The 13,603-nt window shown below is 61.8% G+C and carries 13 protein-coding genes; 6 read left to right on the top strand and 7 right to left on the bottom strand.

The features are described from left to right. The first annotated feature begins 46 nt into the window (after positions 1 to 46). The 4 genes from hisB to GM415_RS16760 all read left to right on the top strand — a co-directional run bounded on the left by hisB (position 47) and on the right by GM415_RS16760 (position 4,365). A complete protein-coding gene (hisB, locus tag GM415_RS16775) occupies positions 47 to 631 on the top strand; it encodes an imidazoleglycerol-phosphate dehydratase HisB (RefSeq protein WP_158950217.1) in 585 nt (194 codons plus the stop codon). Beyond that, positions 631 to 1,284, top strand: a complete 654-nt coding sequence (locus GM415_RS16770) for a hypothetical protein (protein WP_158950215.1) — start codon at positions 631 to 633, stop codon at positions 1,282 to 1,284. The genes hisB and GM415_RS16770 overlap by 1 nt, the downstream gene beginning before the upstream one ends. Next, positions 1,281 to 2,009, top strand: coding sequence for a 1-(5-phosphoribosyl)-5-[(5-phosphoribosylamino)methylideneamino]imidazole-4-carboxamide isomerase (hisA, locus tag GM415_RS16765; protein ID WP_158950213.1), 729 nt, complete (start codon positions 1,281 to 1,283; stop codon positions 2,007 to 2,009). The genes GM415_RS16770 and hisA overlap by 4 nt, the downstream gene beginning before the upstream one ends. Before the next feature lie 469 nt (positions 2,010 to 2,478). Then, a complete protein-coding gene (locus GM415_RS16760) occupies positions 2,479 to 4,365 on the top strand; it encodes a potassium transporter Kup (protein WP_158950211.1) in 1,887 nt (628 codons plus the stop codon). Between the two features lie 55 nt (positions 4,366 to 4,420). Here GM415_RS16760 and GM415_RS16755 read toward each other — a convergent pair whose 3' ends face one another. The 5 genes from GM415_RS16755 to upp form a co-directional block, all read right to left on the bottom strand. Further along, positions 4,421 to 4,663 carry a hypothetical protein gene (locus tag GM415_RS16755; RefSeq protein ID WP_158950209.1) on the bottom strand — a complete coding sequence of 81 codons (243 nt, stop codon included), beginning with the start codon at positions 4,661 to 4,663 and terminating at the stop codon, positions 4,421 to 4,423. A 323-nt stretch (positions 4,664 to 4,986) separates the two neighbouring features. Beyond that, the gene (locus GM415_RS16750) at positions 4,987 to 5,820 is read right to left on the bottom strand and encodes a mechanosensitive ion channel family protein (protein WP_158950207.1); all 834 of its coding nucleotides are present in this window, start codon (positions 5,818 to 5,820) and stop codon (positions 4,987 to 4,989) included. A 153-nt stretch (positions 5,821 to 5,973) separates the two neighbouring features. Further along, a complete protein-coding gene (locus tag GM415_RS16745; protein ID WP_158950205.1) occupies positions 5,974 to 6,729 on the bottom strand; it encodes a glycosyltransferase family 2 protein in 756 nt (251 codons plus the stop codon). A 240-nt stretch (positions 6,730 to 6,969) separates the two neighbouring features. After that, on the bottom strand, positions 6,970 to 8,340 hold the full coding sequence (locus GM415_RS16740; protein WP_158950203.1) for a uracil-xanthine permease family protein: 1,371 nt from the start codon (positions 8,338 to 8,340) through the stop codon (positions 6,970 to 6,972). A 119-nt stretch (positions 8,341 to 8,459) separates the two neighbouring features. Further along, a complete protein-coding gene (upp, locus tag GM415_RS16735; protein ID WP_158950201.1) occupies positions 8,460 to 9,086 on the bottom strand; it encodes a uracil phosphoribosyltransferase in 627 nt (208 codons plus the stop codon). A gap of 178 nt (positions 9,087 to 9,264) precedes the next feature. On the opposite strand from upp, the gene GM415_RS16730 reads away from it, so the two are divergent. Next, the gene (locus tag GM415_RS16730; protein WP_158950199.1) at positions 9,265 to 10,962 is read left to right on the top strand and encodes a dephospho-CoA kinase; all 1,698 of its coding nucleotides are present in this window, start codon (positions 9,265 to 9,267) and stop codon (positions 10,960 to 10,962) included. Continuing rightward, the gene (locus GM415_RS16725) at positions 10,959 to 11,696 is read left to right on the top strand and encodes a rhomboid family intramembrane serine protease (RefSeq protein WP_158950197.1); all 738 of its coding nucleotides are present in this window, start codon (positions 10,959 to 10,961) and stop codon (positions 11,694 to 11,696) included. The genes GM415_RS16730 and GM415_RS16725 overlap by 4 nt, the downstream gene beginning before the upstream one ends. Here the strand turns inward: GM415_RS16725 and GM415_RS16720 are convergent. Together GM415_RS16720 and GM415_RS16715 are read right to left on the bottom strand one after the other, a co-directional pair. Next, a complete protein-coding gene (locus GM415_RS16720) occupies positions 11,663 to 12,226 on the bottom strand; it encodes a nucleotidyl transferase family protein (RefSeq protein WP_158950195.1) in 564 nt (187 codons plus the stop codon). The two genes, GM415_RS16725 and GM415_RS16720, sit on opposite strands and share 34 nt — an antisense overlap. After that, the gene (locus tag GM415_RS16715; RefSeq protein ID WP_158950193.1) at positions 12,223 to 13,551 is read right to left on the bottom strand and encodes a BPG-independent phosphoglycerate mutase family protein; all 1,329 of its coding nucleotides are present in this window, start codon (positions 13,549 to 13,551) and stop codon (positions 12,223 to 12,225) included. Before GM415_RS16715 ends, GM415_RS16720 begins: the two co-directional genes overlap by 4 nt. Positions 13,552 to 13,603 lie beyond the last annotated feature (52 nt).

The following is a 13,603-nucleotide window of genomic DNA, read 5'->3' as shown; positions in this document are numbered from 1 at the left end:
AGTCGCGCTCATACCATCTATGTATTGTTGAGCAAAGGAGGAGCCCATGGTGCGCCAGGCAACGGTGGCTCGGACTACGAACGAGACGGATATCAAGCTGACCCTCACGCTCGAGGGGGAGGGCAAGGTCAAGGTGGACACCGGCATCGGATTCGCCGACCACATGCTCACCCTGTTCGCCTTCTGGGGCGGGTTCGACCTGGACCTGACCTGCAAGGGAGACCTGGAGATCGACACCCACCACACCCTTGAAGATATCGGGCTCTGTCTCGGCCAGGCTCTGGGCGAGGCATTGGGCGACAAGAAGGGCATTGTCCGCGTGGCCAGTGCCAAGGTGCCCATGGACGAGGCTCTTGCCGAAGTGGTGGTCGACATTTCGGGCCGTCCCTATATCGTCTATGCCGACGACCTGCTGCCTGCCCTCATCGGCGGTGGTGAAAAGGACGTATGGCGCGAATTTCTCAAGTCCTTTGCCTACAAGGCGGGCATGAACCTGCACGTTCACTACGCCTACGGCCAAAACGGCCACCATCTTCTGGAAGCCGCCTTCAAGGCCATGGGCATCGCCCTCGGCCAGGCCGTCCGAGTCGGGCGCAAGGGCGTCTCCAGCACCAAAGGGAGTCTCGACTGATGCGACGCACGTTTTCTTTAGTCACCTTTGCGGCCCTGGCTCTTTCCCTGTTGCTGACCGCCGGTTGCGGAACCAGCAAGCGCACCGCCGCCGTGCCTCGTCCCGAAGGCAAGCTCGCCGTGGCTGGATTCTCCAATCCCATCTACAACTGGCAGATCCTGGCGGGCTACCTCGATGAAGAGGGGCACCCGGTGCCCGACGGGACACTTGACGCCCTCGATGGCATCTTGCGGGAGACGCTGCAGCGCCACCAAGTCTTCGATTACATCACTCCCGCCGCAGTCAAGCAGTGTGAGGACGTGGTGGTGTTCGAGGAATCGGGCCTGCCCAAGGTTTCGGCCTGGAAATACTGGCTGGGCGTGGGCAAGTGCATGCAGGTCGACCTGCTCCTGGTGCCCCAGGTTACCTACTGGCGTGAGCGCGTGGGCAGCGATAACGGGGTCGAGACCCCGGCTTCGGTATCCCTTGAATTTTACCTCATAGACGTCAAGCAGGAGCGCATGGTGCGCGCCCGCTACGAAGAAACCCAGGTCTCCCTCATGGAGAATCTGTTCACGGCCCGCAAGTTCGCTGACCGTGGCGGCAAATGGGTGACCGCAACCCGTCTGGCCTCGGACGGCATCGAAGAAAAACTCACGGAACTCGGATTATGATTCTTTTCCCCGCTGTAGACATCAAGAACGGTGAATGCGTCCGCCTGGCCCAGGGCAAGGAAGACCAGGTCACCGTGTTCGGCACCGATCCGGTCGCCCAGGCCCGCCATTGGGCCGAACTCGGCGCCCGCTACCTCCATGTAGTGGACCTGGACGGCGCCTTTTCCGGCATGCCCAAGAACTTCGACCTGATCAAGTCCATCTGCACCGAGATCGACATCCCGGTCCAGTTGGGCGGCGGTATCCGCGACATCGAGACTGCCCAAAATTACATTGAGGCCGGAGTACACCGTCTGATCATCGGTACCATGGCCCTCGAAGAGCCGGACCGTTTCTCGGAATTGTGCCGGGCGCTGCCAGGTCGCATCGGCGTGTCCCTGGATGCGGTGGACGGACGGCTCAAGACCAAGGGCTGGGTCGAGGACGCCGGGTTGACTATCGACGACGTGCTGCCCCGCCTCGAAGCCGACGGAATCCGTTTCATCGTCTACACCGACATCTCCCGCGACGGCATGCAGACCGGCGTCAACGTTCTCGGTTTGGAGACCCTGTGCGGCAAGACGTCCGTTCCGGTCATCGCGGCAGGCGGCGTGCACACCCTCGACGACATCAAGGCGCTTTATCCGCTGTCCAAGAAGGGCCTGGAGGGCGCCATCTCGGGTCGCGCCATCTACGTTGGCACCCTGGACGTCAAGGAAGCCAACGCCTGGATCGACGCACAGTAATCCTAACGTCGGCTTCCGATAGCGGCGTATCCGCGTCGTTGGAAGCGTTGCGCTTGTCCTCGGCGTATTGGGATACGCCTGTGGGAAGCTCGAACGCTTCCGCCTAGCGGCTGCACCACTCTCGAAAGCCACCATTCGTCGTTGATCGTTTTTGCGGCATCGGGGTCTTCCCTGTAGCGGCACTTCCGTGTCGCTGGGAGCGTTGAGCCTGTCCTCGGTGTGTTGGGATACGCCTGTGGGAAGCGCGAACGCTTCCGCCTAGCGGCTGCACCACTCTCGAAAGCCTCCATTCGGCGTTGATCGTTTTTGCGGCATCGGGGCCTTCCCTGTAGCGGCACTTCCGTGTCGCTGGGAGCGTTGTGCCATTTCCGAAAGCCTCCCTTTAGTCTCGGGCGTTTAGGCTCGTCGCCTGTCGGTTATTGTTTGCACTGAATTGACTTCCTCTGTCCACGGCAGTAAATCTGCAAGAATGGATAGTACTGCTGACAACCCTTCCGGGCGCCGCTTGGCGGCTCTGTCGTTGGCTGCGCTGGGCATTGTCTTCGGAGACATCGGCACCAGTCCGCTGTACGCGCTCCGGGAATGCTTTCACGGGGAGTACGGTATCGCGGTGACTCCCGCCAATGTACTCGGCGTGCTCTCCCTCATCTTCTGGGCGCTGCTGCTTATCGTCACCATAAAATATCTGCTGTTCATTCTCCGCGCCGACAGTCACGGCGAAGGCGGTGTGCTGGTACTGACCTCGTTGGTCAAAGCGGGCGGGGCGGACCGGAGCGCCGTTGGCCGGACCCTGGTGGCCCTCGGGCTGTTCGCGGCCTGCCTGCTCTATGGAGACGGCATGATCACCCCGGCGATCTCAGTGCTGAGCGCGGTGGAGGGGCTGGGGCACATCGAACCCGCTTTCCAGCCGCACATCATTTCCGTTACCCTGGCCATCCTGACCGGGTTGTTCCTCATCCAGAAACACGGCACCGCCCGGGTCGGAACGCTGTTCGGCCCGGTTATCCTTGTGTGGATGATCGCCCTTGCCGGGCTCGGGCTGTCGCAGATCCTCCGCACGCCGCAGGTGATCAAGGCTTTCTCGCCATGGTACGGCCTCGCCTTTCTTCTGGACAACCGGCTGCACGGCTTTGTGGTGCTGGGAGCGGTCTTTCTGGTGGCGACCGGAGCCGAGGCGGTTTATGCGGACATGGGACACTTCGGACGGCGTCCCATCCGTTTGACCTGGTTCGGGCTCGTCCTGCCCTGTCTGGTCCTCAACTACTTCGGGCAGGGGGCGCACCTGCTGAATCATCCGGCTGACGCCTACCATCCCTTTTACGCCATCGTGCCGTCGTGGGCGCTCATCCCCATGGTCGCATTGGCCACCATGGCCACCATCATCGCCTCCCAGGCTGTGATCACCGGCGCCTTTTCCCTGACGAGCCAGGCGATTCAGCTGGGGTACCTGCCGAGGCTCAGGGTCAGGCACACCTCGGTCTCCCATCGGGGGCAGATATATGTCGCCCCGGTGAACTGGCTGCTGATGGCCTGTACCATCGGTCTGGTGTTCGGCTTTCAGTCGTCCAGCAAGCTGGCCGCAGCATACGGCGTAGCCGTCACCGCTACCATGCTGATAACCACCACTCTGTTTTTTGTGATTCTCAGGCAGCACTGGCGCTGGTCGCTAGCTGCGGCCGCGACCCTGACGTCGCTCTTTTTCGCCGTGGACCTGTCCTTTTTCGCGGCCAACATGACCAAGATCTTTCACGGTGCCTGGTTCCCCCTGGCCGTTGGCCTGACATTCTTTACGGTGATGATTACCTGGAGGCGGGGCAGCGAGATACTGGCGGTCAAGTCGCGGAAGCTGACGTCAAGCGTCAATGACTTCCTGGCGCGTATCGGCGAGGAACGGCCCGAGCGTATCAAGGGGCAGGCCTTTTTTCTGACCCGGAGCCGGGACATCGTGCCGGTGGCCCTGCTTCAGAATCTGCGGCACAACAGGATTCTCCATGCCGAGGTGTTCCTCCTGCATATCCGCACCGAGGAGGTGCCCCGGGTGCCGAACTTCGAGAAAATCGAGGTGGAGCGGCTCGGCTCGGGCATCTGCCGCATCGTGGCTCGGTTCGGCTTCATGGAACAGCCGGACATTGATATCATTTTTTCCCTGTGCAAGGGGCAGGGGCTGGACGTCGACCTGGACAGGGCGAGCTTTTTCCTCGGCAGGGAGAAACTTACGGTGGGCGAAAATCCGGCCATGGGACGCTGGCGTTCCAATCTCTTTCTTTTCCTTTCTCGCAATGCCATGGACGCGGTCGGCTTCTTCCGCATTCCGTCCGACAAGGTCATAGAGGTGGGAGCCCGCCTGGAACTATAGCACGGTGGCAGTGGAAGGGCGCAAGGGCGCGTCCCTTCGGTTTCGATAGGGTGAACTAGCGTGTATGTCCGTTGCCTAGAGTCCCGCGTCCCTTTTCGGGAGCCGCATCGAACGAGGTGGCTTCTTTCTCCAGCTTGAACCACTTCTGCTCGCACCGGAAGCGGATCGGGCAGAGCCAGCACTGGCTGGTTGTGCCGACCTCCGGAGAGTTGAGCAGTCCGGCCCCGCAGGCGGGACACGCCTTGTCCAAAGGTAGCCAGCCAGGCAATAGCTTCAGGCGCGGTTTGGATTTTTTCATGTATTCACCATCCCACACTCCCAACGCACCTTCATGCCGATTGGGTTTCCATTCCTTGAAAACAGGTGACAACCAAACTTCTTGTTAGGCATCCACTTCCATGCTCCTGACAGAATATACAACAGCGGCCTGCCAACTTGATGACCACTCCGCGAAGCGGCTCGAAAAAGTTTAGGAAAGGAGAGGGGAAGGGGGTTCGGGGGAAGGGGAGAGGGACAACCCTTTTCAAAGGGTTTCCCTCTCCCCTTCCCCCGGCCGCCGGAGGCAAACAAAAAAGCGCCCTGGCCGATGTGTCGGTCAGGGCGCTTTGGACAGGCGTTGTTCTACTGGTTGGTGTTGTAAACGTGCACGTCGGTCTGCGGGTAGGGGATGGAGATGCCTTCCTTGTCGAAGAGCAGCTTCACCTTTTCGGTGATGGCGAAGTAGACGCCCCAGTAGTCGGAGGTCTTGCACCAGGGGCGGACCACGAAGTTGACGGAGGAGTCTGCCAGTTCCAGCACTTCGACGACCGGCGCCGGGTCGGCAAGGACGCGGGGTTCCTCGGTGACGATCTGTTGCAGGAGCTTTTTGGCCTTGAGCAGGTCGTCGTCATAGCCGATGCCCATGACCAGGTCCACGCGGCGGGTGTCGTTGGCCGTGACGTTGACGATGGTGCCGGACAGGACCGAAGAGTTGGGCACGATGATCTGCCTGTTGTCCGGGGTGGCCAGGATGGTGTTGAAGATGTTGATGGCCGTGACCGTGCCGGACTCGCCGGCCACGGTGACGTAATCACCCTTCTTGAAGAATTTGAGCATGATGAGCATGACGCCTGCCGCAAAGTTGGACAGGGAGTCCTTGAGAGCGAGGCCGACGGCCAAGCCTGCGGCACCGAGTACGGCGAGGAAGGAGGTGACGTTGACCCCGGCCTGGCCGAGCGCGGCGATGATCACCGCCGCCAGGAGTGCGTAATAGACTATGTTGCGCAGGAAGGTCGCGAGGGTTTCCTCCACGCGGCCCTTGATCAGAACTTTCCTGGTCAGCCGGGCCAGGCTCTTGGCGATCCAGCGTCCGATGACGAAAATAAAAAGGGCTATGAGTATGTTCAGCCCGTGAATTGATACGAGCGAGATTCCTTTTTCTACAAGTTGCTGAATGGTTTGGGGATCGATGTTCATTTTTCCTCCTCGCGGGTTGATTACATGCCGATGTGAGAGTCAATATCAGAAAGTTCATGGCAGCGGAACTGGTTTTAAAAAAAAAGATACCTGCTCTCATCGCAAGCAGGAGGAGGAAAGCGGGCGGGAAATGCCGGGGAGTGAAATTCGGGGCTAGCCCCATTTGCCGTTTTCTTCGACCCGGATGTATTTCTGGAAGGTGTAGTAAAATCCGGCCATGGCGTTGTAGAACCCTGCCTTGCCGTCAAGGAAGCCCGCCTTGAGGAGGTACAGCTTGAAGAAACGGCCCACGGCATGGAGCAGGGCGCGCCACAGGCCGCCCCTGCGTCCTTTTTCGCGCAGTGACTTGGCCCCTTCCTCCGCGTAGTAGTTTATCTTTTCCATGTGCTGCTGGAAGGATTCGTACGGGTAGTGGAGGATGTCGCCGGAGAGTTTCGCCGTGTCGCCCAGCGGTTCGAAATGGTAGTGCGCGCCCGAGGCTGTGACCTGCATCTTTCCGGCGCGGAAGAAGCGAAAGAGATAGTCCGGATACCATCCGGAGTGCTTCATGAACCGGTTGTAGTAGTAGGAGCTGCGCGGCGTGTAGTAGCCTGCCACCGGCTCGTTCGTCTCCAGTTTGGCCGTGATGTTGTCCCGAAGTTCGTCCGAGAGGAATTCATCCTGGTCCAGGGAAATAACCCAGTCCGTTTTGATTTCGGCCAGGGCGAGCTGAAACTGCTTCACCGGTCCGGGCCACGGGTTGACGATGACGCGCGCGCCGAATCGCTCGGCTATTTCGCGGGTCTTGTCGGTGGACTCGGAATCCACCACAAGGATTTCGTCGCAGAAGTCGAGGGAGGCGAGACATTTCTCCAGCAGACGTTCGCCCTGGTACGTCAAAATCAATCCGGTCACGGTGTCGCGTTTCATGGAGGCACCGTAACGGTTTCAGCCGGTTGGGTCGAGCGCAAAGATAGCGGCATCCCCCGTAGTCAACTCGAGTTTGGAAAGATTTTCGTTTGAATCAAGCCGCTTTTCAGTAACGGCATCCCTGGGAAGCGGCGGCAAAAAGTATAGAAGGGTGAGAGGGGATGGGGGCGGCGGGGGAGACAATAAAAAAAGCGCCCTGGCCGATGCATCGGCCAGGGCGCTTTTTTTATTGCGTATCCCTTACAGGTCGGTGTGGTGATCGGGGTCGGTGCCCTTGATCTCGTCGGGCAGCGGGTCGTTGCAGTCCTTGCAGGGCAGGATCAGGTTGAGCAGCACGCCCACGATGCCTGCCAGGCCGATGCCGCCGAGCTTGACGATGACCAGGTCGAAGGACATGCCGCCTATGCCGAAGACCAGGATGACGGCCACGATGGCCATGTTACGAGGCAGCATGAGGTCGTTGCCGGCACGGACCAGGGTGTTGATGCCGATGACGGTGATGGCGCCGAAGAGCAGGATCATGATGCCGCCCATGACCGGGACAGGGATGGTGTTCAGCACCGCGCCGAGCTTGCCCACGAAGGCGAGGACAATGGCGGTGATGGAAGCCCAGGTCATGATGCCGGGGTTGAAGGCGCGGGTCAGGGCCACTGCGCCGGAAACTTCGGAGTAGGTGGTGTTGGGCGGTCCGCCCAGGACTGCGGCCAAGGAAGTGGCCAGGCCGTCGCCGAGCATGGTGTTCTGGATGCCGGGATCCTTGACGTAGTCCTTGCCTGCGATGCCGCTGATGGCCAGGATGTCGCCGAAGTGCTCAATGGCCGGAGCGATGGCGACCGGCACGATGAACAGGACGGCTTCGAGGTTCCAGGTGGGGAAGGTGAAATTGGGGACGGCCAGGAGCGGTGCTTCGGCGATCTTGCCGAAGTTGACCAGGGTCGGGCCGGTCCAGTTCTGGAGCTGACCGGGATCGAATGCGGCCTGAGTGGCGGCGGTGAAACCGGTGGCGTCCAGGATGAGCGAGGTCGCGTAGCCCGCGAGGATGCCGAGCAGGATGGGAATGAGCTTGATCCAGCCCTTGCCCAGCAGCGAGGCGAAGATGGTGGTGATCAGGGCCACGCCCGCAATGATCATGGCAGTGGTGTTGGGCACGAGCCAGGCCGAGCCGTCACCCGTGCGGCCCAGGGCCATGTGAACGGCCACGGGGGCCAGGATCAGACCGATGACCATGATCACCGGGCCGGTGACCACGGGCGGCAGCACCCGGCGGAGCATGCCGACGCCGAAGATGCGGATGAGGGTGGAGATGATCACGTAGAGGACGCCCGCCGCGAACAGGCCGCACATGGTGGAGGGAATTCCCCAGGTCTGCACGCCGTAGATGATGGGCGCGATGAAGGCAAAGGACGAGGCCAGGAATACCGGGACCCTGCCTCTGGTGACGACCTGGAAAACCAGGGTGCCCGCGCCTGCGGTGAACAGCGCCACGTTGGCATCAAGGCCGGTCAGCAGCGGGACCAGGACCAGCGCGCCGAAGGCGACGAAGAGCATCTGCGCCCCCAGTAGCGCATCCTTCGGTTTGAAACTGTACTCGGTGGAATGAACGTCACTCATGATTTACCAAACTCCTCTCGTGTTTCAGGCAGCCGCGTCCCAATGCCCCCACCGGACGCGCGCCTCGTCAATATGAAAATGTCCCAAAAAAAGGCACGCTGTCGAGCGTGCCTTGGTACCTATTTGGTGCCGAATATCTTGTCCCCCGCGTCGCCGAGACCGGGGATGATGTAGCCGATGTCGTTGAGCCTCTCGTCCACCGAAGCGACATAGATGTCCACGTCGGGGTGGGCCCCCAGTATGCGGTCTATGCCCTCGGGGGCGGCGCACAGGAACAATCCCTTGATGGAGGTGCAGCCGGAATCCTTGAGCAGCTTGATGGTGGCGTCCAGGGTGCCGCCGGTGGCCAGCATCGGGTCGAGGATGAGGGCGGTGCGCTCGCTCATCTGGCTGGCCAGCTTGACGTAGTACTGGACCGGCTGGAGGGTCTCTTCGTCGCGGTAGAAACCGACCACGGAGGCCTTGGCTCCCGGGATCATGTCGAACACGCCGTCCATCATGCCCAGGCCTGCGCGCAGGATGGGAACCACAGTGACCTTCTTGCCCTTGATGCAGTCGACCTCGACGTCGCCTGCCCAGCCCTGGATTGTGATCTTTTCGGTCTCGAAATCCTTTGTCGCCTCGTAGGTCAGCAGGCGGGTAATCTCGTTGGCCAGTTGACGAAACCGGCTGGTTGAGATGTCGTGCTTTCGCAGGATGCCGACTTTGTGTCGGATAAGCGGGTGATCTACCAGGTGCAATGCCACGGGCAGCCTCCTTGAAGGTGTGGTTGTCGAATAATTTTCTGAAATGTTTCAATTGCGCAAAACTTCCTTTTTTTATTCTGATGGGCGCAGTGGGTCAAGGGACAATTTCCCCACCCGGTATAAGGCCAGCCTAGATTAAAATTTACTTTCCAATGATTCCCGGTATATCCTCCGGCCCATGACGGAAGAGAAAAAAACGGATCATTGGGAGCGGGATGCCGAGTTGTCGGACCGGGGCGTCCGCCTGGACAAGTTCTGGGCTCGGGAGCTGGCTGACGAGGGCGTTTCGCGCGGACGCATAAAGCAGTGGATCGAGTCCGGCCTGGCTCTGGTCGACGGCGAGATCGTGGACAAGGGCAAGCACAAGCTTTCAGGCGGCGAGAGCCTGGCCCTCGGCGCTGGTGATGCGGCCCCCGGCGAGGACGCTGCCCAGCCTGTGTCCGGCGACCTTGACGTGGTGTTCGAGGACGAACATGTGGTGGTAGTGGACAAGGCCGCCGGATTGACCACTCACCCCGCGCCGGGAGAGCCTGGGCCGACCCTGGTGAATCATCTCTTGCACCGCTGTCCCGACATGGCTGCGGAGCGCTCCGGCATGGACGGGCAGCGGCCCGGCATCGTGCACCGGCTGGACAAGGACACTTCCGGCCTCATCGTGGCCGCGCGCACCGAGGCGGATCGGCTGGCCCTGTCTTCGGACTTCGCCGGGAGGCGGGTGCGCAAGGTCTACCTGGCCATCGTTCACGGCAAGCCGGAGCGGGGCGAAGGGAGCATTGACGCGCCCATCGGGCGGCATCCCTCCCACAAAACGCGCATGGCCGTGCACAAGGGCGGGCGCGAAGCGCGCAGCGACTACCGCGTGCTCTGGACCGGCCCGCGCGGACTGGCCAGCCTGGTTGCCGTGCGCATCCACACCGGCCGGACCCACCAGATTCGCGTGCACATGGCCCATATCGGCCATCCGCTGCTGGGGGACGCGGTCTATGGTCCGCGAGAGAACGCCGAGTGGAGTCGGCGGGAGGACCGGCTGGCCGGACTGGCCCCTCGGCAGATGCTGCACGCCTTTTATCTTTCCTTCACCCACCCTGCTTCGGGTGAGGTGATTACCCTCTGGCGCACCCCGCCCGACGACTTCCTCTCGCTGCTCGCAGGATTGCAGCGGGAGTGCCTGCGCGTGGGCATCGTGGGCATGCCCGGCTCGGGCAAGTCCGCACTGGCTTCGGCCTTGCGCCGGGAAAACGAGCCGGTTTTCAGCGCCGACGAGTCCGTGGCCTCTCTGTACGGCCCGGGCGGCGACGGTGCGTCTCTTATCGCCAAGCGGTTCGGCGGCGAGTATTCCAGAGAGGACGGGAGCGTGGACAAAACGGCGTTGTTTGAGGCCATGCGCGCCTCGGATGTTCTGCGTCGCGAGATTATGGAGATGGTCCATCCCATGGTGCGCCATGAGTGCGAGCTGTTTTTCAAGGCCAACCGGGACGCGGAAGCGGCCTATGCCGAAATCCCGCTGCTGCTGGAAGGGGGCTGGCACGAGTCGGGTATGGTGGACGCCGTTGCCGGTGTCAGTTGCCCGGCGGAGAAGCGCACCGGCGAATTGCGACGGATACGCGGCCTGGATGAGGAAACGCTGGCTGTATTCGACTCCTGGCAATGGCCGGAAGGCGACAAGCTGGCCGCCTGTGACATCGTCCTGGACAACTGCGCGGGGCTCGCGGAGCTGGAGCAGGAGGCGAGTCGATTGCGGCATTGGGCCGAAAAGCGTTTCGCGGAGCGGAACGGAGCCTTCGAGTCCTGGCTTGAAGCCCTGTGGCCCCGATTGGCAGTGCAGTTGGCTGATGAGTTGGCCGGGGAACCCGGCACGGAGGAGGGCGGAGCGTGATCCCCCTGCGCGATAATGTCCCGCGCGTGACCCCGCCGATCATGGTCGGGATCATCATTGGGCTCAACGTGCTGGTCTTTCTTTATACCCACAGCCTGGACCGGGGCGGGCTGACCTATCTTGTCCACCTTTTCGGCGTGGTTCCGGCCCGGTTCTTCGAACCGGAGTGGGCCGCCCGGGCCGGGTATCCCGACACTCTGGGCTGGCCGTTCGTGACCTACATGTTCCTGCACAGCGGGTGGCTGCACCTTATCCTGAACATGTGGATGCTCTGGATCTTCGGGGACAACATCGAAGACGTGACCGGGCACGGGCAGTTCATGGCCTTCTATCTCATCTGCGGCCTGGCAGCCGTGGCGTTGCACATGGTGTTCGACCGCGCTTCTCCCATTCCCATCATCGGTGCCTCGGGAGCCATTGCCGGGGTCATGGGCGCATACGTGGTGCTCTACCCGCACGGGCGGGTGCTCACCCTGATCCCGGTCTTCATCTTCCCGCTCATATTGCGCATACCAGCAGGTGTCTTTCTCGGAATTTGGTTTCTGACGCAGATTGCGTCCGGGATCATAGCCCATGGACAGGCGGCCAGCGGGGTGGCGTGGTGGGCGCACGTGGGCGGTTTCGCCGCAGGGGCAGCGCTCATACATTGGTTTCGGCGGCCAGGACACTGCCGCTACTGCTACAACCGCGAAACCAGGGATTACGACCCGGAAGAGCCTGCCAGCCTTTCCTGAATGTTCCATTCGTCGAGGAGCGCGGCCACGGCGGGCGGCACCATGTGGCGCCACTCGCCGCCCGTACGCATGGCGCGGCGGACGTCGGTGGCGGAGATGCCCTTATGTTCTTGCGGGCGCTCCCACATGACGTGGGTCCGCAGGCCGAGGCCTTCGAGCCGTTTTCTCTTCTCGTGCCCCCAGGCATCATAGATGGTCAGGTAGTATACCGCTTCCGCAGGCGCTATCTCCCTGATTTTCTCAGGCTTGCAGATGGGGAAGGGGATCACTTCATAGCTGCCTTCCGGGATGCCTTTCTCCTTGAAGGCGGCCCGGATAAGGCTTTCGCGTTCCTCGTAGGACAGCGGGTTGTTCTCCGGTGCGGAACGCGCCGGATTGGCCGCTTCCTCGGCGCTTTCCTCGGGCGTGGGGTTGGTGACGCCCACAATGAGATGGTCGCAGAGGGCCTTGCCCGCCAGCAGGTAGACCAGATGGTCGTTGTGCAGGACCTGGAAGCGTCCGTGAATGAGCCCGAGGGGGTGTCTGCTCATTCCCCCTCCGGTTCCCCCACGATCAGCGGATCGTAGTCGCCGGGCCAGAATTCCTGGGGGGCGGCGGAGTCGTGGATGCCTCTTAGGCGGGCCTTGTCGAGATAGTTGAGGATCATGAACATCATCTCCTCGCCTCGAAGGCAGGAGAGCGCACCTCCGGCCGTGGCGATTTCGTCGAAGCGGGCGACTTCGTCCCTGCGTACGCCGTCGCCGATGAACATGACCGGCACGGGTTCACCGGAGTGCACCATGGGTCCGGCGCTTGGGGTGGAGTGGTCGGCCGTGACCACCACCAGCACGTCGTCATTGTGCAGGAGCGGGTCCAGGGACGCGGCCAGGCCACGGTCCAAAGCCTCGATGGTCTTGACCTTGGCCTTGGGCGACTTGGTGTGCGCGGCCTGGTCCGGGGCCTTGGTGTGGACATGGATGAAATCGTATTTGGAGATCATGGCCCCGGCCACGTCGATGCGTTCCGCCAGGTCGCGTTCCTGGTCCCGGGAGTCGCGCACCATGTGGAACTCCATGCCCAGGAAGCGGGCGAGCCCGCGGTACATGTGTCCGCTTGCAATGGAGAGGCCGTTGAGCCCGTAGCGGTTGCGCATGGATACCCTCGGGCAGAGTTGCCCGGCACGCTGGGTGACCAGACCGTTGATGGGCGGCAGGGTCTGGCGGACGCGCAGTTCGTTCTCCTTGACCGCGCTGAGGCGGTGATAGGCCCAGCGCAGGTAGTCTGCCAGCACGTTCGCCGTGCGGACCGCCGCAGGGTCGTCCCGGTAGGCTTCCAGAGGGCGGATGGCGGAGATGAACCGGCCGTTGACCATGGGGTTGGAGTCGGTGATGTATGGTGACACGTCGCCGGACATGGTCAGGACCGAGAACATGCCCCCGGTCTTGTGCAGCCTGATGGTGATGCCGTCCTTTTCATAGTTGTCCACGGCGGCATGCAGCGCGTCGATCTCCTCGGGCGTGCCGCAGATGCGGTCGTACTTGAGGACCATCTGGTTTTCCAGAGTCAACAGCACCGAGGTAAAATGGGCGAGCATGGCGATGTCGTTCTCGCCGAAGTCCACATCCGCGCCCAGAGCCTCCAGCGGGCCCCGTCCGGGGAACTCGTGCCTGGGCGAACCGAACATGGCGAAGTGGGCGTTCTCACTGGGCAGAGGCTGGCCGAGTTTTGCGGCGTGGAAAAGGCCGGTTGAGCCCATGGCAGCGAGCTTGTCCAGGTAGGGCGTTTCCGCCGCCTGGAGCGGAGTCCTGTTGTTGAGCATTCCGTGGGCCCTGTCGCCCAGACCGTCGAGGAGTACGAGTACGCAGGTTTTCGGCACATTAATCTCCGGATTCAGTATAGACTATGTCGATTATTGAAATTGAATTCAT

This window comes from Pseudodesulfovibrio cashew, from assembly GCF_009762795.1.
Taxonomy (GTDB): domain Bacteria; phylum Desulfobacterota; class Desulfovibrionia; order Desulfovibrionales; family Desulfovibrionaceae; genus Pseudodesulfovibrio; species Pseudodesulfovibrio cashew.
This window is presented reverse-complemented; position numbering and strand designations above follow the sequence as displayed.